This window comes from Bacillus sp. FSL W7-1354 (genome assembly GCF_038002405.1).
GTDB lineage: Bacteria > Bacillota > Bacilli > Bacillales > Bacillaceae > Bacillus > Bacillus paralicheniformis.
Genome location: NZ_JBBOCL010000001.1, coordinates 1,740,918 through 1,761,496 on the forward strand (window position 1 = coordinate 1,740,918; position 20,579 = coordinate 1,761,496).

Sequence of the window (20,579 nt, forward strand, 5' to 3'; positions counted from 1 at the left end):
GGAATGGACGTGATTTTATTTCAAAAAATCGTGCTGCAGCGTTTAAATCAGGTCACGGCTGACGAGGTGCTGAAGTACGCTAAACAATACGGAATTCATGTAACAAGAAAACAGGCGCTTGAAGTGGAAAAGCTTGTGAAAGGAAAAAACATCAATATTTTTAATGAGGAAGAACGCAATAAACTGCTCAAGCAGGTGGAAGCGGTCACTTCAAAAGAAGCGGTGCAGCTCTTGAACCAGCTATTTTCTCAATACGTATCATAAAAAAAGGGGAGCTGATACGCCCCCCTTTTTTATTGCTGCTTGATTTTTTCCAGCAGCCCTTCGTCAAACTGTTTATTTTTAAGCATTTCAATTTCAAACCGGTATGGCGGCTTTTTGTTCTTTTTATCTTCTCCTACATAAGGCGTTTCAAGGATTTTCGGAATATCTTTCAGCTGATCGTGGTGGACGATGTATTGAAGCGCATCAAAACCGATTTCTCCGAATCCGATGTTTTCGTGCCGGTCCTTTCTCGCGCCTCTGACATTCTTGCTGTCATTAATATGAAGCACTTTTAAACGGTCGATTCCGACGATCTTATCGAATTCGTTTAAGACACCGTCAAAGTCGGATACGACATCGTAACCCGCGTCATGGGTATGGCATGTATCGAAGCAGACGGATAAATGTTCATTGTGTGTAACGCCGTCGATGATCTGTGCCAACTCCTCAAACGTCCGTCCGCATTCTGAACCTTTGCCGGCCATCGTTTCCAAAGCGATCTGCACATTCTGATTCGGGTCGATGACCTCGTTCAATCCTTCGATGATTTTTTGAATGCCCGCTTCTGCGCCTGCACCTACATGAGCTCCCGGGTGAAGAACGATTTGTCTGGCGCCGATCGCCGACGTCCTTTCAATTTCAGAACGCAGGAACTCGACACCGAGCTCAAATGTGGCCGGATTTGTTGTATTGCCGATATTGATAATATACGGGGCATGAACGACGATATCAGAGATGCCGTTCTCCTCCATATGGGCTCTTCCTGCTTCAATATTTAAATCCTCGATTTTTTTCCTGCGCGTGTTTTGCGGCGCTCCCGTATAGATCATAAATGTATTGGCGCCGTAGGAGCTTGCCTCCTGACTGGCCGCAAGCAGCATATGTTTTCCGCTCATTGAGACGTGTGAACCGATTTTCAACAAAACTGTTTCCCCTACTTTCCTTTTCTAAATTGCTTTCTTTTTTGCTGTCTTTTTATTTTATTGATTTCCGTCTGCATTTTCTTCTTATATCCTGGCTTGACTTTTCTCGGTTTTTTCACAAGCCGCTTGGCGGCCTCATCCGTTTCATCAGGCGTTCTTTTTCGGTTCTGCCGGCGCTTGCGGTCATCGATCTTTTTCCACTCGCCTTTTTCAATCCTCATGTTTTCAAACACGATTCCCATCTGTTCAAGCTTCACAAGTGCATCTTCGTCAGATGTATCATAAAACGTCATCGCTGTTCCGGATGTTCCGGCGCGCGCTGTACGGCCGACGCGGTGAACGTAAAAATCAAGATCGTCTGGCAGTTCATAGTTAATGACATGGCTGATGCCTTTAATATCGATTCCCCTTGCAGCCAAATCAGTGGCTATGATATAGGTGAATTCCAGATCGCCGATTTGCTTCATCACTTTTTTTCGTTCCCGCGGCGTAAGCCCTCCGTGAAGAAGTCCGACTTTCATCCCTTTGTCCGTCAGGTATGCGGCGATTTCGTCAGCCGTTGTTTTTGTATTGGCAAAAACAATCGCCAAATACGGATTTAAATGGGTCATAACCTCGAGCAGCAGCTCATTTTTATCCCTGTGTCTGGAAGGTATCAGCACGTGTTCGATTTTTTCGGCCGTGATGTGCTTCGGCTCAACATGCGCATACCTCGGATTGGCCATATACTTTTTCAGGAAAGGCTTTAATTTTTCTGGAATCGTTGCGGAAAATACGAGCATCTGCAAGCCTTCAGGCATATGCGACCCGATAAAATCGACATCTTCCAAAAATCCCATATCAAGCATTAAGTCCGCCTCGTCGATAACGAGCGAACCGGCTTTATGAACATCGAGCGCCTGCTCCCTGATCAGATCTGCAATCCGCCCCGGCGTACCAACCACCAGATGGGGCTGTGTTCTTAATTTGTCAATCGATTTTTGTTTATCGGTACCGCCGATGAAACATTTCGAACGAACCGCTTCATCAGGCCCTAAAAACTTGGTGATTTTCAGGACTTCCTGATGAATCTGGTTGGCGAGCTCCCTTGTCGGAGCCGTAATCACGACTTGAACGAACTCTTTTTCAAAATCGATCCTGCTTAAGAGCGGGAGCAGATAGGCATGCGTTTTTCCCGTACCTGTCTGCGACTGTCCGATCGCGCTCTCCCCTTTCAGCGCCGCAGGAATTAACCGCTTCTGAATATCAGTCGGCTCATAAAATCCCAAGTCGTGAACAGCCTCTATAATAAACGGCTTTAAATCGTACATTTCAAATTTCGTTTGTTTCATTTTCCCAACTCCTTCTTGGAAAGCCTTTATTCCGGCGCTCCAAGCTTTATCCTATATGGCTGAATTGTGCGCTTATGTATCCTTTTTTATGCCGCACTGCTTAAAAAAAGGCTGATATCATGTCCATCATTAAATTATAACTGATCCTGCGGAAAAAAACCATCACCCCCGCCCTATTCGGGCCGGCGGCAAAGGCACTTTGCCACCGTTGGTGCATACCCTATCAAGAGAAGGATTTTGAAAGGAGGTACAAGTATGTTTCAGCAACAGCCGATGAGAAATCAGCCAGGACCGCAGATGCCGCAAAGGCCCGGCAGAGCCTTGATGCCGAGACATCCGGGGATGAGAATGCAGCCCCCTCAAGCGCAGCAGCGCGGCCTGCAGCAAATGTTTCAGCCGATGGGCGCCGCCCAGGAGCAAGCAGGGGCGCGAGGAGCCGGCGGGATTCAGGGTTTGCTCTCGAAAATCCTTCCTGGATCTGCCGCGTCCGGGGGAACAGGAGCAGGCCTCGGCGGAACCGGAAGCGGCCTTGGAGGCATTCAGGGTCTTGCCAATCCGGCTACCATTTCAAACATGCTCGGCAATGTTCAAAAAGCGCTCGGTGTAGCCCAGCAAGTAACGCCGATGATTCAGCAATACGGACCTCTCGTCCGCAATCTCCCCGGCATGGTGAAAATGTTCAGACAGCTGAATTCCGATGATACTGAAGTGGAGGACAGCGAACAACAAAAAGGCGAACCGGACAACAAGACCGAAACGAGCGGCGAAAAGAAAGAAGAAATAAAAGTGTCTTCCAAAACACCCGAAAAATCCAAAGCCGAAGAAATCAGAAAAAAACGGAGCCGTTCAGCCCCTCCGTCTGCAAAAAGAAAAACCGGAGGATCAAAACCTAAACTGTATGTATAACATTCTTTGATATCTCCTGCGGGATCAGATATAATGAGGTCTATAGAGACTGCAAAAATAAGCCGTTTTTTACGGCTTTTTATCATGCCCGGCTCTTACTTCTTTATAGGAGGACTAAGAATGAACGTAATTAAAATATCGCCGCGCGGCTATTGCTACGGTGTCGTCGACGCCATGGTCATCGCAAAAAACGCGGCTCTCGATAAAAGTCTGCCGAGACCTATATATATTTTAGGAATGATCGTTCACAATAAACATGTCACCGACGCATTTGAAAAAGAGGGCATTTATACGCTTGACGGTCCGAACCGGCTTGAGATTTTGAATCAGGTCGACAAAGGAACGGTGATCTTCACCGCTCACGGCGTTTCGCCCGAAGTCCGTAAAATAGCTGAGGATAAAGGTCTTGTCGCGATTGACGCCACCTGCCCTGATGTGACAAAAACACACGATTTAATCCGAAAAATGAAAGCGGAAGGCTATCACGTCATCTACATTGGAAAAAAAGGACACCCGGAGCCTGAAGGAGCGGTCGGTGTCGCCCCGGATATCGTTCATCTTGTCGAAACCGAAGAAGACGTGGAAAGGCTGGACATTGAAGCGGAGAAACTGATTGTCACGAACCAAACGACGATGTCCCAATGGGATGTCCATGATATTATGGAAAAAGTAAAAGAAAAATATCCGGATGTTGAATTCCACCAGGAGATTTGTCTGGCCACCCAGGTGCGTCAGGAAGCGGTGTCCGAACAGGCGAAAAAAGCCGACTTGACAATCGTTGTCGGCGATCCGAAAAGCAATAACTCGAATCGCCTCGCCCAGGTCTCCGAGGAAATCGCAGGCACGAAAGCATACCGGATCGGCGATTTAAGCGAATTAAAGCTGGAATGGCTCGACGGCGTGGAAACCGTCGCTGTAACGGCCGGCGCATCGACCCCGACTCCGATTACAAAAGAAGTCATCCGCTTTTTAGAACAATTCGATCGTGAAGATCCTTCCACATGGAAGATCAGTCACGAAGTACCTCTTCAAAAAATCTTGCCTAAAGTAAAAGCAAAAACCTGAAGCATCCATCGCTTCAGGTTTTGTTTTTATAAAAATGTAAACGGGTTCGTATTTGTATCTGATGGAAAGACGGCGACATTGTATTTTTTCTTTCGGCACATCGCCGTCAGCTTTTTCGCAACTCCGTTTTTCATGATTTGTTCGGCATAATGTCCAGGGTCGACCACATTCAGCCCGATCATCATGGCATCGTGCGCTGTATGGAAATAAAGATCTCCTGTTACATATACATCGGCGCCCATACGTTTTGCATGATGGATGTATTTATTGCCGTCGCCGCCTAATACAGCGACCTTCTTCACTTTCGCATCAGACTTGCCCACCATCCGCGCTCCGTTTGCCTCCAGCTTTTCTTTCACATAACGGGCAAATGCTTCGAGTGTCATCTCTTCATTCAATTCACCGATACGGCCCAGCCCTTTTCGAAGCGGACTCTGCTCGACGGGATAAATATCAAAGGCCACTTCTTCATACGGATGAGCCTCATTCATCGCTTTGATCACGGATTTTTCAATACCTGACGGATAAACGGTCTCGATTCTTACCTCTTCGACCCGTTCAAGCTCGCCCCGCTTGCCGATAAAAGGATCGGCTTCAGACAGCGGCTTGAAGCTGCCGACTCCTTCTGAAGAAAACGCACAGTGGCTGTAGGCGCCGATATGACCGGCTCCGGCGTCTCCAAGCGCTGCGCGCACCTGTTCTTCATAATCTTTCGGGACATAGACGGCGAGTTTTTTCAGCGGCTCTTCGTAGGTTGGAACGAGCACTTTTGTGTTCTTTAATTCCAGCGCTTCCGCAAGCATGTCGTTGACACCGCCGTCAGCAACATCGAGATTTGTATGAGCCGCATAAACGGCGATATCATGCTTGATGCACTTTTCGATCAGCCTTCCGCCGGGCTGGTCTGTGATGACATGTTTCAGCGGCCTGAAAACAGGCGGATGGTGCGCAATGATTAAGTCAACGTTCTTTGCAATCGCTTCATCAACCGTTTCTTCGAGAACATCTAGCGTGACCATGACATTGGACACCGTTTTGTTCAGCGTGCCGATTTGCAGGCCGATTTTATCGCCTTCAACGGCGTATGACTTTGGTGAAAATTGTTCAAACAATTGGATGATTTCATGCCCGTTTATCGTTTTTGTCATCTTCTAAGTACCTCCTTTAAGACCTCTATCCGTTTTGACAGTTCAAGCAATTTTTGTTGATTTTCTGCACTCGGAAGAGCCGCTTCAATTTGTTGATAGATGTTTTCCGTATGTTTCAGTTCTTGCGACCATTTTTTGATAAAAACAGCATTTTTTTGTTTGGCCAAAAATGGGCCGACAAGCATGCCTGCCGCAAAGGAAATCCCATCGTAAGCCGCATCCCGATCGCCCGCTTCCGCGACGAGAACCTCATAGTACTTGCCGTCTTCTTCAAGGATTTCTTCATTGATCAGTGCATAGCCTTCCTGATAGAGCCATTCTCTAATATGGTGAGCGTGGATATTCGGCTGTAAAACCAAACGTTCCTTACCTGAGAGCTTATCCTTGCCCGCTTTTAGAATGTGAGCAATGAGCGAGCCTCCCATTCCGGCAATCGTGATCACATCAGCTTCGCCCTTTTCAATCACTTCAAGCCCGTCGCCTTTCCTTACGGATATGAGCGGACTTAATTGCAATTTCTCAACCTGCTGCTTCGCAGAAAGAAAAGGACCATCTGTGATTTCTCCGGCGATCGCGGCACTTGCCAGTCGATTCAGCACACAAAAGCAAGGCAAATACGCATGATCAGACCCGATATCAGCCACAACCGCCCCTTTTGTTATGTATTTCGCCACAGTCTGCAGCCTTTTCGATAACTTCAATTCATTCACAATTATCACAACTTTTCTAGATTCATTTTTCCTTTACTATCATATAAAAAATCGCTTTAGTTTCCAAGCTGGAACAGCAAATCAACATTTTACTCGATCAATTTTTGATTTTCTCTGTAGTACGCACGTAAAGCATGAGTCTCAAGATCCGCGAGCCGAACCGGAATCGGCAGCCTGCTTTCTCGATTGACCAAGCTCATTGCGATGTCATAACTGCTGTCTAAATCAATCAAATGTCCGCATGATAGAAATATCGGTTTGACATCTTGCCTTGTCCGCACCGCACGTCCGTAGACTTCGCCATCAATTACAATATCAGTATAAGCACCGAAATTATTATCAGGCATCACAAAATCAGTTTGTTTTATTTTCAAGTAAGTTTTCGCAATGCCGATCGTTGGCTTTTCGAGAAAAAACGCCGCATGTGTCGCAATCCCCATATGGTTAAAATGGAGATAGCCATTCCCGTCAAATAAAAAAACATCCGGTTCAATCGTCAGCTTCTTAGCCGCCTTAATAATAAGCGGCAGCTCCCTAAAAGCAAGAAACCCCGCGATATAAGGCACAGCGATTTTTCCTGCACTATGTACTTTTTCAATGACACGCTTCGTATGAAAATCCAGCACGATGATACTGCAGACACCAAACGCTTCACCATCTTCCTCCCAATAAGCTAAATCAACCCCCGCACAGGTTTGCAGAGCGTCTTTACTGATGGAGTTTACTAGATTGATATGTTTTTTTAGTTTTGTTTGTATCGTTAAGAAGTCATTTTCTTGGTTTAAATTAAAATCGTGTATGTTGTTGATGTTCATCTTTAAAAACCAACTTTCTATCATCCCATTTTTCAAAGCGCCTTTAGCCAGATCATATCTAAATTGTTCAGTTCATTCAAAGTTATTGATTCATACCGGGATAAGCCGGGACAGCAAGATGTCTTATAGAATGATCAGCATATAAAAAAGAACCCCTCAACAAGCAAAAAATTGGGAGCTCTGTTTGTCTTTTTGTAAATCGAAGTATTTTCTAATTATTCATTATTATTCTTTATTTCTCAGCTTCATCGTCATACTGTTTACACCCTCAAAAACAGCGTCCCGTATGATTTCAGTGTAATTCTCATAACTGTCGCTTTTGGCTTTAATGATATCTAAAACTTGTTTAAATTGTCCATCTATGATAATCGTAATGCCTTCGACCTTTTCACCTGTCTGATCATTCACAAATTCCTCATTTAACATGGTTACCGTATCATTACTATTCATAAGACACTCTCCTATCTTTTTGAAAATAAATTTTTCCCTTTATGATTGATCCAATACTTTTGATTTGTAGGAACTAGATTTGTAAAGTCCTCATAAATTCCGATCCAGTGATTCGGTACATATTCTTCATAAGATGCCGGCTCTGGGTATATGGAATACAACTTTTTTTGACTAAAATCTAACAAATCATCGGCTGGCTATTTATATTTATGTTCGGCTGCTTTTTGAAGTGTGGCTTCGATGTGGTCCACTAATTTTTCCGGCCTTCTCGTTTCCATGTCTTCTAACGGGTTTTCCCAGTCTAGATTTTTTATTAACAGCATATAAAAGGTGCCTGAAGGATCAATATCTATGTACCAGCCGACATCTAAAGTCAAGCGGCTTTCTTTATGCTCCAACTGCAATAATGATGACGTAAAGTTGAACCAGTCATCACTGTCTTCCTCTAACTGATCTGGATCGATATCAATTAGTTTATTATAAGAGACAGTCCATCCTTGAGGAACTCTCAGACGTAAATAGTCAGGAGGGCCTTCAAAAATAAAAATGTTCCCTCCAAATGCCGCCGCTTCTATTTTCCAAATGATCCGTTCCAATTCGTCCACTAACTGCCGGCGATCTTCAACATTGATTGTGTCAATCGTTTCTCCATGATTGTCACAAATATGTATAAGATAATCATCATGGCCTTTAATGATTTTGACCGCAGCATGATATCTTTGTTTTTCTAATTCTATTAATTTGGTATTTGGTTCAACTGTTTCTTGTGTGACGGTTAAATCATGATATTTAACGAACCAGCCGCACGGTATATTTATAGGTTCTAATGATTTTATGGAATTAGACAAATCGTTCACTCCTGATTTTCTATTATAAACTGTTGATTTGTTTTCTGCTATATCTCTGTATTTTTGCTCAGGGATTTCCTGTAACTCTAAACTTTAAACATCCTTTTCTAATTTGATAAGTTCTAATTCACTAAGGTTAATAAAATAGGAGAGCTGTAGTTAATTTTGTATTTGTAATTCCTTTAATATCTTTTTCCTCAAATCACTCGCAATATCTCCATTTATGTAATCGTCCAGCAAAGAATTTATTTTCTGAATATAATTATCTGCATCTTCTATACATTTTTCAAAACAGTCAATAAAATGGTCCACTAATGTGTCATCAACTAAAGTAATTGGTTCTGGGTAATATTTAACCCCTTCTCGTTCAAATGCTTTTTTACTAGTGTATGCAACTGCATCAATCATACAGTTCCAAGCTGCGACATCTATTTCATTATCTGACATCTCTTGAATTATAGTTATACCATTTTTCTCATTATCCAATAAATCATAAAGAATATCCCCAATATCATTTTTATCGTTTATCCACTCCCAACATTTTTCTAGAATTTCCTGGGCAAACATTTGGTCTTCCTTTCGGGAAAATACCGACGAAACTTTTTCTGAAAGCCCAAGAAAAAATATTACTTTATCGTCTTCTGTGAAACGATCGAAGTTTGTATCAGTCATCATTTTAACCTCCAACTAATCAATATCCTTTTCATTTTTAATCTTTAGATTAAGTCACAGTTTACCTTAATGCTTTCATCAATTTCCTTCCGATGTTACAAAGACTTTCAACGTTTTTGAGGCTTTGTAGGGGTCAAGCGCGTATTCACGATGGTGTTTTGCCGTTTTTTGCGATTTGATATTTTATTAATATCATCGTCGAGTGTCCAATCCGTAGCTTGGATATTCAGCTTTCTTATTTCTATTCTAACTATTAAGTAAAAAATCTTGAAAAGCATACAGCTAATCAAGACTTGAAATTGATTATATTTATTTTTTCTTATTCGTTGCTACTAGATGGGACAAAGACAATAAATTCCCCTTTAGGATATGTTCCCTTCCAACCGCAAGGCCATCCGCCTTCTTTATATATCTCAAAAACCTTTTCATAAAAATTATTTGTTTTTCCATTGACCAACCGATTTAAAGCACACATTGTGAGGTCTCCTTCAATCTCCTCATGAATATCTACATAATCAAACGGAAGAAAATTTTCAGAGTAATTTTCATAGTCACCGAAATACTCGTATAATTCATCCTGCTGAGTAGCTAAGTCTAAATCGTATATCTTTTCTACAATATTTTCAGTTCCTAATGACTTAACATTCTCCCACACTGTATCAACTTCATTTAAATCTTGTGACCAAGCAAAATTTTGCGCATCACTAAAACTATTGATTACTTGCAAATTAGGTACATTAAAGTTCTTACTGAAAAACATCTTGTTATTACGAATAAAGCTTATTACTTCTTCGACTAATGGAGTGTTCTTACCAAAATTGATAACCACCTTTCCCATAATTCTTCAGTTGTTCCACCGCTTCTGTTCCAAATAGGGAGCTATGTGTCAGTACTTAACTATTTGCATTAGATGACTGACGGAGGTCCAGTTCAAACTGCCGACACTAAAATACAAAGGACAGTGTCCACAAGCTCTCCTGCTTGGAGCAATCATCATGCTCGTCTTCTTGTCTTTTATGTATGACAAATTGAAATATGAATAATTTTATTTCTTTTTTCAACCATTCACATTAAGAAACCTTGAAAGCTATTGCCAATCAAGGTTTCTATAAAACATATTTTACGTCCCGTCATAACCCGTACAATAAAGCCTTTCGAAAATAGGAATTACTGTTTTCTTAATCAAAATCCATGGTCAAAGTCTATTTCATACAAATCTACCCATTCTATAAAAGTCGGCATTGATTTAGTTCTAATAAACTCATTAATTATCCGGTAAGCTAAACACGATCCACATAACTGCAAGACGGAACCTTCATTGGCTCCCCACCTACTAAATGTTCCACCGTTTCTATTTCAACATTTTATTCATTGGAACTAAGTAGTCTGGATGTCTCATTATAAAGAAACCATATGGTTCATCATAGAAGAAAATTAACCATTCATCACAGCCCTCTACTTCAAGACATGAATCCCCGCTTCCTTGCTTCCAATAATCCTCGCCTTTTTCAAATACAATACTTCTTATAAAATCATCATTCGGATTTTCAATTGGTTCTTCAACCGGTCCATTATACGTGATCATATTAATACCACCTTATTTGGCAGCCTCAATATTAAGTAAAAAATCTTGAACGCTCTTCCTGGAAACTTTCCCCTTACTGTCTTTTTTCAAAAACTTCAAAAAGGCTTTTTCTTTTTGGCCTGGATTTTTAGATAATAAACTAAAGTGACTGTGAAATTCCTCAAATAACTCGTAAGAATCAATAGATTCGATGGTTTCAGGTAAATACTCATCTTTCTGATATTTATATGCTTTGTAAATTGTATAAGATATTGCATCAGCAATACATATCCAAGCATCTAGAGCATCTTCATTTGATTCAAGCTGCATTAAAGTTAAAATCCCTGTGTCATCTAAATTTTCCAGGTAAGTATAAAGATCGTCTGCTTCTATATTCTTGTGTTCAAGCCACTTCCAGCAGGCATCTAGTGCTTCTTTTATATAATTGAAATCATTTGATTGTTTTAATGTAGGAACTATCGCTTCACAAAGTCCTAAATAATATGCAGATTTTAAATCATCATTCAATTCTTCCCATTCTTGAAACATCTACTACACTCCTCAATTAAATATATTCACCATTTTTAATAACTAAATTCAATCTTCCGTTCGGCTTGATTCCTTGAATAGTCTCAGAAGTTACTTCTATCGTCAAATTAGGAAACATCTCACTAAACTGCTTAAATACTCCAGCTGGCACATTCGGATTATTTAGCCCTTGAATACAGGTTGGACAAACCCCTTTAGGATTAGATTGGTGAATTTTTAATGTTCCTGTTATTTCAGCAGGATTTTTTCCTAAAGCTTCTACTTTGCTTATAAAGTCATTTAACACGCCTTCTTCAGCATGTCTTGTTGCACTTGCGATTTTTCCTGGAGATTTGATAGGTCTATCTGGCATTACTGAGTCTAAATCAGGAAGCCCGGCTTCTTTTCTGACTTTAGGCGATCCACCCTCAAACACTAAATTTTCCAAACCTTCCACATCTGTCTTTCCAACCGCAACAGTGTCAGTTTTAGGAACATTCCATTTTTGGCGTAGAACATCTAAATCAGCTTTTCCAACATCTATTTTACTCCCAGTCCTATTGGCTCCCTTACTGACGTTCCCCCCACCACTCACCATCTTCACAATTCCAAGCTCTTTCACCGGCGTTTTCTCAACATTCACGCGGACAATCGGGGTGCCGATGCGGTGGCCTGTTGTGGAGGCCGGCTGTTCGACGTAGACGCGGACGTTTGTCGGAACTTGGAAGGATTTCACCTTTTCAAGGATGTTGTTTCCTTTTTGTACCAGCGCCGCTTTTGGCGATTTTGCGAGCGGAATATTTTTGCCAGGTATTTTGGCCAATGTTTGAGCGCCGTGGTTTGCCGTTTTTGCTACAGCACCAGCGCCGACGAGACTCAAGGCTGCTTCGATCAGGCCTTGTTTCCGCCTCTCTTCAGAAACTTTGTTTCCAAACATGTCCTTGCCCGTGACGGCTTCTGAGAACCCATTTGAAGCGACAAGGCCGTAGGCGCCCATTTCCGTCATTTTCAAGACGTTCAACGTTTTTGAGGCTTTGTAAGCGTCAAGCGCGTGTTCAGCGGCGATGAGTCCTTTTCCTGTTTTATAAATGGCTTTGCCGCCTTTGAAGGCTCGGCCTGCCCAGCCTACGATCGGAATAAATCCTGCTGCCGCCATTGCTCCGGCGGCGACACGCTGGCCGTCTGTCAGCTTTTCTCCTGTGACCGGGTCGACGCCGTCAGCGGCTCTCTTATAATCATAATACCCGCTGACTTCTCCGACAAATGTTCCGGCTGCGTCGAGCGCTTTTAAATACCAAGGCTTGTTCGCTTCTTCTTCTTGTTTTTCCTGAAGCCTGCGCGCTTCTGCCTGTTCATTTTTGAATTCAATATAATTGGCGGCTTGATTTTCGACGTCTATCGTATTTTTATAGATCTCGCTTGAGTGGAACGATTTCAAGCTAAAATACATCGGCGAGGCGGTTTTTCCGTGGCTTGTAGCTTCCATTAGCCCGGAATATTTGCCGAGCACGGCGCTGTCGAGTGCTTGTAAGTTTGTGTATTCGGTCTTGAGCGATTCATCCAGCTGATTAACGGCGTCGATGGTGTTTTGCCGAGTTGTTTGCGCTTTAGACATTTTATCAATATAGTCGTCGAGCGTCCAATTGTCCAAGTCAACGATATCGCTGATGCTCGCGATGATTTTATCCATTTCCAACTTGAGCCCCGAGACGATTTCTGTCGCTTTCAAATCAGCGTTTTTCAGTTCATGATCCAAAAAAGAGATTTCCACATAAGAATCGGACAGCTTTTTGTCCTTTATATCACCCGATATACCTTTAAAAAAAGCAATCTGCGCTTCAACAAGCTTTAACCAGCTGTCTACGATCTCTGCCTGTCCTTTGTAGAAGTCTTTAATGTTGTCGGCACCTTTCCCCTGAAAATCTTCACCTAAATCAGCGACCCCAAGAAACGCTTTTTTGAGCGTCTGCAGTTGATCCTCAAAGGTTTCGTATTGTTTCTTGCGGTTATTCGCTGCTTCAATTAAAGAATGCGCTTCAAATACTTTCATTGAATTGTCCTCTCTAACCTAAGGGCTATTTTCTGGCGATTGCTTTGTCCTGCTCTTTCAGCAAATCGACATTTTCCTTCGTATCCTTTATGTTTTTGTGTACGGCTTTTTTGTAATCGGCCACCATCTGATGTATGTTCTGCTCGCGTTCGTGGCACTTTGTCACATATGTCAATTTATTTTTCCCCGCAGCTTTCGGAGGATTTGGCAGGTCTAGGGCATCGAGCGCCTCTCTTACGGCCTCCAGCTTTTTGATGACCGCTTCATGTTTCAGCTTGATTGTCGTCATTAAAACCAGCTCCAACTGTTTTTGATTGAGCGGAGTTTATCGCTCAACTGATCAACCGCTTTTTCTCCGAGAGAAAGCAAATGATCCGCCTCTTTAGCTGCCGCTCCCGCCAATTCAAGGCTGTGTTTTTCAATTTCCAGCGCGAAAATTTTTCTCTCCAGCTGTGAAATATAGCCTTCGTACTTTCCGTTCACGATGTTGTACATTGATGTATGAGCTTCATCCCGTTCGTCATCAAAATCATTGGCGAAGTCCCCCGTCCAGTGGCTGTTCAGGTGAGGGTGCAAGATTTGTCTGATCTCGACAATCCCGGTTTCGTGTTCTTTCTCAATTTCCTTTTTTGCTGTTTTGACACGTTCAATCCGGCTTTCTACATCAGTCAGCTTTTGGTTAATCGTGCTGTGGATATGATTCAATGTGCTCTCATGACTCATATGATTCACCTCAAGAAATACTCAAATAGACGGATGAAAACAGTGCATCTGCTGCATTCTTTCCATTTATATAATAGTAAAATAGATGCAATCTTACTTAAATAGGGTGGATTGCTTATTTTTTCCCTTGCAAAGATGAGTGCAGTCTTCAGAAAAAGTAATAAAGACCTATTCCTGATAGACGCCGCACCGTCATAAAGGACGAAATCACGGATGCTGAAACAGTTCAAATCACCCTTTCGAGGTGACTCCTCGTCAAGCAAGATCACCCATTTACCGAAAACAGAAAAAGGATTCGCACAAAAGCTCTTATCAAAGCTTTCATTGCGAATCCTTTTGGTGATGAAACGGTTTTAACCTATTTAATCTCTGACACCCATTTTGCCATATCATCAAGCTTTTCCGCCGGAACCAGTCCTCCCGGCATTCCGTTACCGCCTTTTTCAATCTTTTCTTTAATCGCACCTGTATCCATCCGGTCCCCGACGCCCTTCAGTTTAGGCCCTGATACACCTTCATAATTCTCGCCGTGGCAGGTTACACAGTTCGCTTTGTAAATTTCTTCAGGCGAGGCATCCGCTTTGTCTTCTTGAGCTGTTTTATTCCCTTCGCCTGCAATTTCTTTTTCATCATAAAGGCCTTTTATGGATAAGATAAAAACCAGTCCTATGCCCATAATGGCGATTAATAAAAATGGTATCAATGGATTGCGGTTCATTTTACATCCCCCTTTTTAATTTACCCCTGCCCCTTATGTAAACAATTCTAATTCTACTTTAATTTTACAAAAAGTAAACCAATTATGAAACAAAAGCTGATGAAGTTCACATTTTAGACAAAATAACGGATGATGAAGCAATTGTTCATTTTCCATTTAAAGACCAGTTTTTGAATACGGTTACAACAATAATTATAAAGGGCTTTTCCTTCGATCTCAAGGTTATAATGACTCAAAATGCACTTTTGGATATTTGCAAATTCGAAAGAAATTAAGTAAAATATAATCGGGTTACCAATAATAGCGCTTTCATTCTGTCGTGAAAAAAAGAACGGATCTCCTGACCCGTTCAAGTTTATTCGAGAAAATCTTTCAAGCGTTTGCTTCTGCTTGGATGTCTTAATTTACGAAGTGCTTTAGCTTCTATTTGACGAATTCGTTCTCTTGTTACCCCAAATACCTTACCAACTTCTTCTAATGTTCTTGTACGACCATCATCAAGGCCGAAGCGAAGGCGGAGCACATTTTCTTCACGGTCTGTCAATGTATCCAGTACATCTTCAAGCTGTTCTTTCAGCAATTCATATGCTGCATGATCTGACGGAGAAGTCGCTTCCTGATCCTCAATGAAGTCTCCCAGATGTGAATCGTCCTCTTCACCGATCGGAGTCTCGAGTGAAACCGGTTCCTGGGCGATCTTTAGAATTTCACGGACTTTTTCAGGCGTCAGATCCATATCTTCCGCAATCTCTTCAGGCGTTGGCTCGCGGCCGAGATCCTGAAGGAGCTGCCTTTGAACACGAATCAGTTTGTTGATGGTTTCAACCATATGAACAGGAATCCTGATCGTTCTCGCCTGGTCGGCAATCGCTCTTGTAATCGCCTGTCTGATCCACCATGTCGCGTATGTGCTGAATTTGTATCCTTTGCGGTAGTCAAACTTTTCTACCGCCTTCATCAGGCCCATGTTTCCTTCCTGAATAAGGTCAAGGAAAAGCATTCCGCGGCCGACATACCGTTTTGCGATGCTGACGACAAGTCTCAAGTTGGCTTCAGCCAGACGGCGCTTCGACTCTTCGTCGCCTTCTTCGATTTTTTTCGCGTATTCGATTTCTTCTTTTGCAGACAAAAGGTTTACCCGTCCGATTTCTTTCAGATACATGCGGACAGGGTCGTTTATCTTAACGCCCGGAGGCACGCTTAAATCGTTAAGGTCAAATTCTTCTTCGGCCTTGGCCAGCTGTTGAATATTAGGATCCTCATTCTCTTCGTTCTCGCTAATTAATTCAACGCCTTGTTCTCCTAAAAATTCATAATACTCATCCATTTGGTCTGATTCGATCTCGAAGCTGGACATGCGCTCTGCAATTTCTTCATATGTGAGCACTCCGCGCTTTTTTCCGGCTTCTGTTAATTGATCCCTCACCTGTTCAAATGTGAATTCAGTTTCGGTCTCGTGTGCTTGTTTATCAGCCATTCATGGATCCCTCCTTCCAAAACTTACAGACGAATTCTAAAAGCATCCCGCTTTTTTTGTTCCTATTTCACGAATAAAGCCTTCTCTCTCATCTAGGGCTTCACGGGAAAGCAAATCATAAATTGACAATATATGATTAGGACAAGCAGCTTTTGCTCCTCCGTTAGGATTCATTGCCAAAAGCTTTTCCTATTATATATAACGGTTTATTTCAGCGAACGGTTCAGCTTAACAATTTCCTGTGCCAAAGTTGCCGCTTTGATGAAGTCTTTTTGCCTCTCGGCTTCCGCCCTTGCAGCTTCTTTTTCTTTTATCATTGACCAATTTCGATAATTCAACACTTTTTTTACATAATCAGATAATTCCGCTTCACTTAATTCTTCGTTCACCTGAAGCATTAAGATATCTGTCAGAAGCTGACCGAGTTCCTGATCCTCAACTCTCTTAAAGAGCTCCTGGATGGAAATGTCCGCTCCTTCTTCATACATGGCGTACAAATAAGCGGCAATCGCGCGGTGCTGATCAAGGTTGAATTCAAAGCCCACCCGGTCTAAAACCTTTCGAATGACGTCCCGGTCATGAATCATGTGAGCCAGGAGCATCCGCTCCGCGTTCTCATGAGCCGGCCGAAGACCTGTCTTTCTCCGCGGGGCGCGCGAAACGGCCGCCTGCCGCTCTTTTGAGTCCTGACGGCTGCTTTCCCTGCTGCGGCTTACAGCCTGCTTTTCAAATACGGAAAGCTGATCCTTCAAGGATTCAAATGAGATTGAAAATTCATTTGCCAGCTGTTTGACGTATATTTCCTGTTCCAAAGGTCCGCTGAGAAGGCTGACTTCCTTCAGTACATCGTTGATATAGGCTAAACGGTCTCCTTCATCAGACAGGTTTCTGCCCTTGCGGAAATAGTTCATTTTAAACGTCATCATCGTAACGCTGGCCCCTATTACATCATTCTTAAATTTCTCGCTTCCGAATTTTTTGATGTAGTCATCGGGATCCAGCCCGTCAGGTATCATGGCCACCTTGACGTCGCAGCCTTTTTTCTGAAGAATCTCCGCCGCTTTCAGCGTGGCTTCATAACCGGCATGATCCGAGTCATAGCACAGTATGACCTCTCCGACATTTCGCCTGATGATTTTCGCATGCTCTTCTGTCAGCGATGTGCCCATCGTGGCGATCGATTCTTTCACACCGGAACTGACGGCTGAGATGACGTCGGCAAATCCTTCAAAAAGGACGGCCCTCTCTTCTTTTCGAATGTGAAGGCGGGCCTGATGGAAATGATAGAGAAGCTTGCTTTTTCGAAAAAGCGGCGTTTCCGGGCTGTTCATATATTTTGGCTGCTCCCCGGTGAACGTCCTTCCGGAAAAAGCGACCGTTGCGCCGTGATGATCATGAATCGGAAACATAATCCTGTTTCTGAAACGGTCAAAATAGCCGTCACCGTTCTCGCGTCTGATGATGAGTCCAGCTCTTTCCATCAGCGCAAGATCAAAACCTCTCCGTTCCAAAAACTTTGTGATGAAATCCCATGAATCAAGGGCGCATCCGATTTCAAACTGCTCGATCTGCTCCATCTCAAAGCCTCTTTCGAGCAAATAATCGAGCGCTTCCTGGCCTTCCTTTGTATTGACCAGCAAATGATGATAAAATTTCTTTAACAGATCATGAGCTTCCGCCATTTTCTGTTCATCCGAACTGCCTGTGCTGTATGCTGATACAGCCGCTACCTGCTCCGGCAGATCTATTTGATATTTGTCCGCCAGGTGAGAGACGGCCTCCGTAAATGAATAACCTTCCATTTGTCTTAAAAATGAAAAAACATTCCCTCCCGCTCCGCAGCCAAAACAATGAAAAATCTGTTTTTCTCCGGAAACGGAAAAAGATGGCGTATTCTCACCATGAAAAGGACAAAGCCCAAAATAATTACGCCCCTGTTTTCTCAACTGGACGTACTCTCCGATAACTTCTACGATATCAGCTGATTTTTGCACCTGTTCTACAATTTCGTCTGGTATACGATTGCCCATGTTCCAACACTCCGTCGTACATAATTCGCTGCTTAGTACGTAAATCCTTCAATTTTCGACAAGATTTTTTGCAGCTCTTTGACAAATCGCTCTCGGTCTTCCTTGACCAGTTTTTTCGGGCCTTTCGTGTAACGTCCGCTTCTTCTCAATTTTTGTGCGACGTGACGGCGGAAAAGAGCATGATCGATGGAGTCCTCTTCGAAAAGAAAGCCTCTCTCCGACATCACATAGACCTTTTTGCCAAGCAAAAGTGATGCCAGCCCGATATCTTGTGTGACGACGACATCACCTGGTCGAACATGGTTGGCAATGTACAGATCGGCTGCTTCTTTATGCGGATCGACATATGTCCAATTCTCTTCTTCTTTCCTTGTGACTTGAAAATGCTCGAATGAAGCCACGAATATGACCTTTACGTCGAAATCCGCCGCTGTTTTGAGCACTTCATCTTTCACCGGGCATGCGTCTGCATCGACAAAAATCGTCCTTTCTTTTTCAAGAAGACTAATTCTCCATCCCTCCATCAATCTCCTGCTATAAATACAGGCAAAATCACACAGGTTTCAAAAATAATCGATCTATAAGAATTTGTCGAAAGTTTTTTTCGGGAAATTCTTGACACGATACCCATAATAGTTTATTCGTTCTGTACTAAGCTTAAACCTAAAAGTTAATTATTTTATCACAATTTTTTATTATAATACAAATGGGTTAAAGATGCTAACATTTTCACTTTTCCCAAAACCATCAAAGCAAAAACCCAGGATGGGGTGTCCTGAGTTTTATTCTTAGACCCTTTTTGTCATCATGTTGTGAATAATGTTGGCCGTTTCCTCAACGGCTTTATTTGATACGTCTACGACATTGCAGCCGATGCGGCCGACGATCTTTTCAAAGAACTCCAGCTCTTCTTTGATGCGGTTGATATTAGCGTAAATCGCTTTGTCGTTGAGGCCGAGCGATTTCAGGCGCTCCTTGCGAATATGGTTCAGCTTATCCGGGCTGATTTTTAACCCGATGCATTTAGCCGGATCAACGGTAAAGAGTTCTTCGGGAGGATCCACCTCAGGAACGATCGGTACGTTTGCCACTTTTAACCGTTTGTGCGCCAAGTATTGGGATAACGGAGTTTTGGACGTTCTCGACACGCCGATCAGCACGATATCCGCTTTTAAGATGCCCCTTGGGTCTCTGCCGTCGTCATATTTTACGGCAAATTCGATGGCCTCTACCTTCTTAAAATAATCTTCGTCCAGCTGCCGGACTCTGCCCGGCTCGTATTTCGCGCTGAAGCCGTAGACCGTCTCCATTTTCTCGATCAGCGGGCCGATGATATCGTAATACACGACATTCGCCTTTTCCGCTTCGGCGATTAAAAAATCACGAATCTCCGGGACAACAAGCGTAAAACAGATGATGCCTCCGTCCGCTTCTGCCAGCGAGATCACTTCTTTTATTGTTCCGCGGTCTTCGACATAAGGAATCCGCCTGATGTTTGTCTGCTCGGATGAACCGTTAAACTGGCTGATAGCCGCCTTGACTACGAGCTCAGCGGTCTCGCCGACAGAGTCTGATACAACATAAATCGTCCGATTACTCATGATATCCCTCCATTTGAAGTTCACTCTACATGATTTCATTTTCAGATAAGCCGACTAAAATTTTTGTCATGTTCGTTTTCGTAATTCTTCCCACAACTTCATAGCCTTTTTCTGTATCTTTTACAACAGGCAGTGCGTCAATTTGTTTTTCGATAAGCATCTTGGCAATGTCCAAAATGAAATCGTCGCGCCTGCAAAGCGTAATGTTCGGCATTCTCGTCATAATGATATGGACGGGTATTGAAGGGAGCTCCTGTTTGCCGATGCTGGCTCTGAGCAAGTCTTTTCGTGAAAGTACACCGACTAAGATGGCATTATCATCAACGACAAAAAGCGTTCCTACGTCCTCTAAAAACATCGTGCAAATCGCATCATAAACGGAGACATTTTCATGAATGACCACCGGAATGGACTGGAAGTCTTTCACCTGCAGCTTTTTCAGCTTATCAGCCAAGAGCTGCGTGCCCGTCTTTCCCGTGTAGAAATAACCGACCCGCGGCCTTGCTTCCAAAAATCCTGACATCGTCAATATCGCCAAGTCCGGACGAAGCGTAGCCCTTGTCAGATTCAGCTTTTCCGCGATATGTTCTCCGGTAATCGGTCCGTTCTCTTTGACAATCTGCAAAATATGCTCCTGACGTTTATTTAGTTCGATCGTACTCACCACCTTTAAGCCGAAGCTCACAATTCGTTCGTTATGTATAAAAGTCGATAACATATTATAACGCATATGAAGACTAAAATAACAGCAATTAC

At 43.0% G+C, this 20,579-nt stretch carries 22 protein-coding genes and 1 pseudogene; 3 read left to right on the plus strand and 20 right to left on the minus strand.

What is annotated here, in order from left to right; translation table 11 throughout:
• Positions 1–9 precede the first annotated feature (9 nt).
• Entirely contained in the window at positions 10–264 is a 255-nt protein-coding gene (locus MKZ04_RS08825) for a DUF2624 domain-containing protein (RefSeq protein WP_023855226.1), read from the plus strand.
• A 29-nt stretch (positions 265–293) separates the two neighbouring features.
• On the opposite strand, the gene MKZ04_RS08830 is transcribed toward MKZ04_RS08825, so the two are convergent.
• Together MKZ04_RS08830 and MKZ04_RS08835 are read right to left on the minus strand one after the other, a co-directional pair.
• A complete protein-coding gene (locus MKZ04_RS08830; protein WP_020452220.1) occupies positions 294–1,187 on the minus strand; it encodes a deoxyribonuclease IV in 894 nt (297 codons plus the stop codon).
• An 11-nt stretch (positions 1,188–1,198) separates the two neighbouring features.
• Complete coding sequence (locus MKZ04_RS08835) at positions 1,199–2,518, minus strand: DEAD/DEAH box helicase (protein WP_149169679.1); 1,320 nt, start codon at positions 2,516–2,518, stop codon at positions 1,199–1,201.
• 255 nt (positions 2,519–2,773) lie between these two features.
• Here MKZ04_RS08835 and vrrA point away from each other — a divergent pair, with 255 nt between their 5' ends.
• Positions 2,774–3,424, plus strand: a complete 651-nt coding sequence (gene vrrA / locus MKZ04_RS08840) for a VrrA/YqfQ family protein (protein ID WP_023855227.1) — start codon at positions 2,774–2,776, stop codon at positions 3,422–3,424.
• Between the two features lie 120 nt (positions 3,425–3,544).
• A complete protein-coding gene (locus tag MKZ04_RS08845) occupies positions 3,545–4,489 on the plus strand; it encodes a 4-hydroxy-3-methylbut-2-enyl diphosphate reductase (protein WP_023855228.1) in 945 nt (314 codons plus the stop codon).
• Positions 4,490–4,515: 26 nt separating this feature from the next.
• Here the strand turns inward: MKZ04_RS08845 and MKZ04_RS08850 are convergent, their stop codons facing one another.
• The 18 genes and pseudogenes from MKZ04_RS08850 to MKZ04_RS08935 form a co-directional block, all read right to left on the minus strand.
• On the minus strand, positions 4,516–5,637 hold the full coding sequence (locus MKZ04_RS08850) for a Nif3-like dinuclear metal center hexameric protein (protein WP_020452224.1): 1,122 nt from the start codon (positions 5,635–5,637) through the stop codon (positions 4,516–4,518).
• Positions 5,634–6,281 carry a tRNA (adenine(22)-N(1))-methyltransferase gene (locus MKZ04_RS08855; RefSeq protein ID WP_031304752.1) on the minus strand — a complete coding sequence of 216 codons (648 nt, stop codon included), beginning with the start codon at positions 6,279–6,281 and terminating at the stop codon, positions 5,634–5,636. Before MKZ04_RS08855 ends, MKZ04_RS08850 begins: the two co-directional genes overlap by 4 nt.
• A 155-nt stretch (positions 6,282–6,436) precedes the next feature.
• A complete protein-coding gene (locus tag MKZ04_RS08860) occupies positions 6,437–7,162 on the minus strand; it encodes an endonuclease V (protein WP_023855230.1) in 726 nt (241 codons plus the stop codon).
• A 225-nt stretch (positions 7,163–7,387) separates the two neighbouring features.
• Positions 7,388–7,612, minus strand: coding sequence for a hypothetical protein (locus tag MKZ04_RS08865; RefSeq protein WP_020452227.1), 225 nt, complete (start codon positions 7,610–7,612; stop codon positions 7,388–7,390).
• 197 nt (positions 7,613–7,809) lie between these two features.
• Positions 7,810–8,469: a hypothetical protein gene (locus MKZ04_RS08870; protein WP_230631855.1), complete on the minus strand. Its 660-nt coding sequence runs from the start codon at positions 8,467–8,469 to the stop codon at positions 7,810–7,812.
• A 150-nt stretch (positions 8,470–8,619) separates the two neighbouring features.
• Positions 8,620–9,132 carry an Imm6 family immunity protein gene (locus tag MKZ04_RS08875; RefSeq protein ID WP_023855232.1) on the minus strand — a complete coding sequence of 171 codons (513 nt, stop codon included), beginning with the start codon at positions 9,130–9,132 and terminating at the stop codon, positions 8,620–8,622.
• A gap of 319 nt (positions 9,133–9,451) precedes the next feature.
• A complete protein-coding gene (locus MKZ04_RS08880; protein ID WP_341047107.1) occupies positions 9,452–9,955 on the minus strand; it encodes a cytoplasmic protein in 504 nt (167 codons plus the stop codon).
• A gap of 359 nt (positions 9,956–10,314) precedes the next feature.
• Positions 10,315–10,717 (minus strand): annotated as a pseudogene (locus MKZ04_RS08885) (hypothetical protein).
• Positions 10,718–10,729: 12 nt separating this feature from the next.
• Positions 10,730–11,245, minus strand: coding sequence for an Imm6 family immunity protein (locus MKZ04_RS08890; RefSeq protein ID WP_026579285.1), 516 nt, complete (start codon positions 11,243–11,245; stop codon positions 10,730–10,732).
• Positions 11,246–11,261: 16 nt separating this feature from the next.
• Complete coding sequence (locus tag MKZ04_RS08895) at positions 11,262–13,274, minus strand: ribonuclease YeeF family protein (protein ID WP_341045711.1); 2,013 nt, start codon at positions 13,272–13,274, stop codon at positions 11,262–11,264.
• 25 nt (positions 13,275–13,299) lie between these two features.
• Positions 13,300–13,563, minus strand: coding sequence for a YwqI/YxiC family protein (locus MKZ04_RS08900; protein WP_025811144.1), 264 nt, complete (start codon positions 13,561–13,563; stop codon positions 13,300–13,302).
• On the minus strand, positions 13,563–13,997 hold the full coding sequence (locus MKZ04_RS08905) for a YwqH-like family protein (protein WP_023855236.1): 435 nt from the start codon (positions 13,995–13,997) through the stop codon (positions 13,563–13,565). Before MKZ04_RS08905 ends, MKZ04_RS08900 begins: the two co-directional genes overlap by 1 nt.
• A gap of 358 nt (positions 13,998–14,355) precedes the next feature.
• Positions 14,356–14,715, minus strand: coding sequence for a cytochrome c550 (cccA, locus tag MKZ04_RS08910; RefSeq protein ID WP_020452233.1), 360 nt, complete (start codon positions 14,713–14,715; stop codon positions 14,356–14,358).
• A gap of 355 nt (positions 14,716–15,070) precedes the next feature.
• Positions 15,071–16,192 (minus strand): RNA polymerase sigma factor RpoD, encoded by a 1,122-nt coding sequence (gene rpoD / locus MKZ04_RS08915; RefSeq protein WP_020452234.1) that lies wholly within the window; start codon positions 16,190–16,192, stop codon positions 15,071–15,073.
• A gap of 206 nt (positions 16,193–16,398) precedes the next feature.
• Positions 16,399–18,222, minus strand: coding sequence for a DNA primase (dnaG, locus tag MKZ04_RS08920; protein ID WP_023855237.1), 1,824 nt, complete (start codon positions 18,220–18,222; stop codon positions 16,399–16,401).
• Between the two features lie 32 nt (positions 18,223–18,254).
• Positions 18,255–18,746 carry a YaiI/YqxD family protein gene (locus tag MKZ04_RS08925; protein ID WP_145654284.1) on the minus strand — a complete coding sequence of 164 codons (492 nt, stop codon included), beginning with the start codon at positions 18,744–18,746 and terminating at the stop codon, positions 18,255–18,257.
• 264 nt (positions 18,747–19,010) lie between these two features.
• Positions 19,011–19,823 carry a pyruvate, water dikinase regulatory protein gene (locus tag MKZ04_RS08930; RefSeq protein ID WP_023855239.1) on the minus strand — a complete coding sequence of 271 codons (813 nt, stop codon included), beginning with the start codon at positions 19,821–19,823 and terminating at the stop codon, positions 19,011–19,013.
• 25 nt (positions 19,824–19,848) lie between these two features.
• Entirely contained in the window at positions 19,849–20,487 is a 639-nt protein-coding gene (locus MKZ04_RS08935; RefSeq protein WP_025804968.1) for a helix-turn-helix transcriptional regulator, read from the minus strand.
• Between the last annotated feature and the right edge of the window lie 92 nt (positions 20,488–20,579).

What these genes read in the sequence shown, in the direction of transcription:
- MKZ04_RS08835 (WP_149169679.1), bottom strand. Translation starts at nt 2,518, where the DNA reads ATGAAACAAACGAAATTTGAAATGTACGATTTAAAGCCGTTTATTATA.
- vrrA (WP_023855227.1), top strand. Translation starts at nt 2,774, where the DNA reads ATGTTTCAGCAACAGCCGATGAGAAATCAGCCAGGACCGCAGATGCCG.
- MKZ04_RS08845 (WP_023855228.1), top strand. Translation starts at nt 3,545, where the DNA reads ATGAACGTAATTAAAATATCGCCGCGCGGCTATTGCTACGGTGTCGTC.
- MKZ04_RS08850 (WP_020452224.1), bottom strand. Translation starts at nt 5,637, where the DNA reads ATGACAAAAACGATAAACGGGCATGAAATCATCCAATTGTTTGAACAA.
- MKZ04_RS08860 (WP_023855230.1), bottom strand. Translation starts at nt 7,162, where the DNA reads ATGAACATCAACAACATACACGATTTTAATTTAAACCAAGAAAATGAC.
- MKZ04_RS08865 (WP_020452227.1), bottom strand. Translation starts at nt 7,612, where the DNA reads ATGAATAGTAATGATACGGTAACCATGTTAAATGAGGAATTTGTGAAT.
- MKZ04_RS08875 (WP_023855232.1), bottom strand. Translation starts at nt 9,132, where the DNA reads ATGACTGATACAAACTTCGATCGTTTCACAGAAGACGATAAAGTAATA.
- MKZ04_RS08890 (WP_026579285.1), bottom strand. Translation starts at nt 11,245, where the DNA reads ATGTTTCAAGAATGGGAAGAATTGAATGATGATTTAAAATCTGCATAT.
- MKZ04_RS08895 (WP_341045711.1), bottom strand. Translation starts at nt 13,274, where the DNA reads ATGAAAGTATTTGAAGCGCATTCTTTAATTGAAGCAGCGAATAACCGC.
- MKZ04_RS08900 (WP_025811144.1), bottom strand. Translation starts at nt 13,563, where the DNA reads ATGACGACAATCAAGCTGAAACATGAAGCGGTCATCAAAAAGCTGGAG.
- MKZ04_RS08905 (WP_023855236.1), bottom strand. Translation starts at nt 13,997, where the DNA reads ATGAGTCATGAGAGCACATTGAATCATATCCACAGCACGATTAACCAA.
- cccA (WP_020452233.1), bottom strand. Translation starts at nt 14,715, where the DNA reads ATGAACCGCAATCCATTGATACCATTTTTATTAATCGCCATTATGGGC.
- rpoD (WP_020452234.1), bottom strand. Translation starts at nt 16,192, where the DNA reads ATGGCTGATAAACAAGCACACGAGACCGAAACTGAATTCACATTTGAA.
- dnaG (WP_023855237.1), bottom strand. Translation starts at nt 18,222, where the DNA reads ATGGGCAATCGTATACCAGACGAAATTGTAGAACAGGTGCAAAAATCA.
- MKZ04_RS08925 (WP_145654284.1), bottom strand. Translation starts at nt 18,746, where the DNA reads ATGGAGGGATGGAGAATTAGTCTTCTTGAAAAAGAAAGGACGATTTTT.
- MKZ04_RS08930 (WP_023855239.1), bottom strand. Translation starts at nt 19,823, where the DNA reads ATGAGTAATCGGACGATTTATGTTGTATCAGACTCTGTCGGCGAGACC.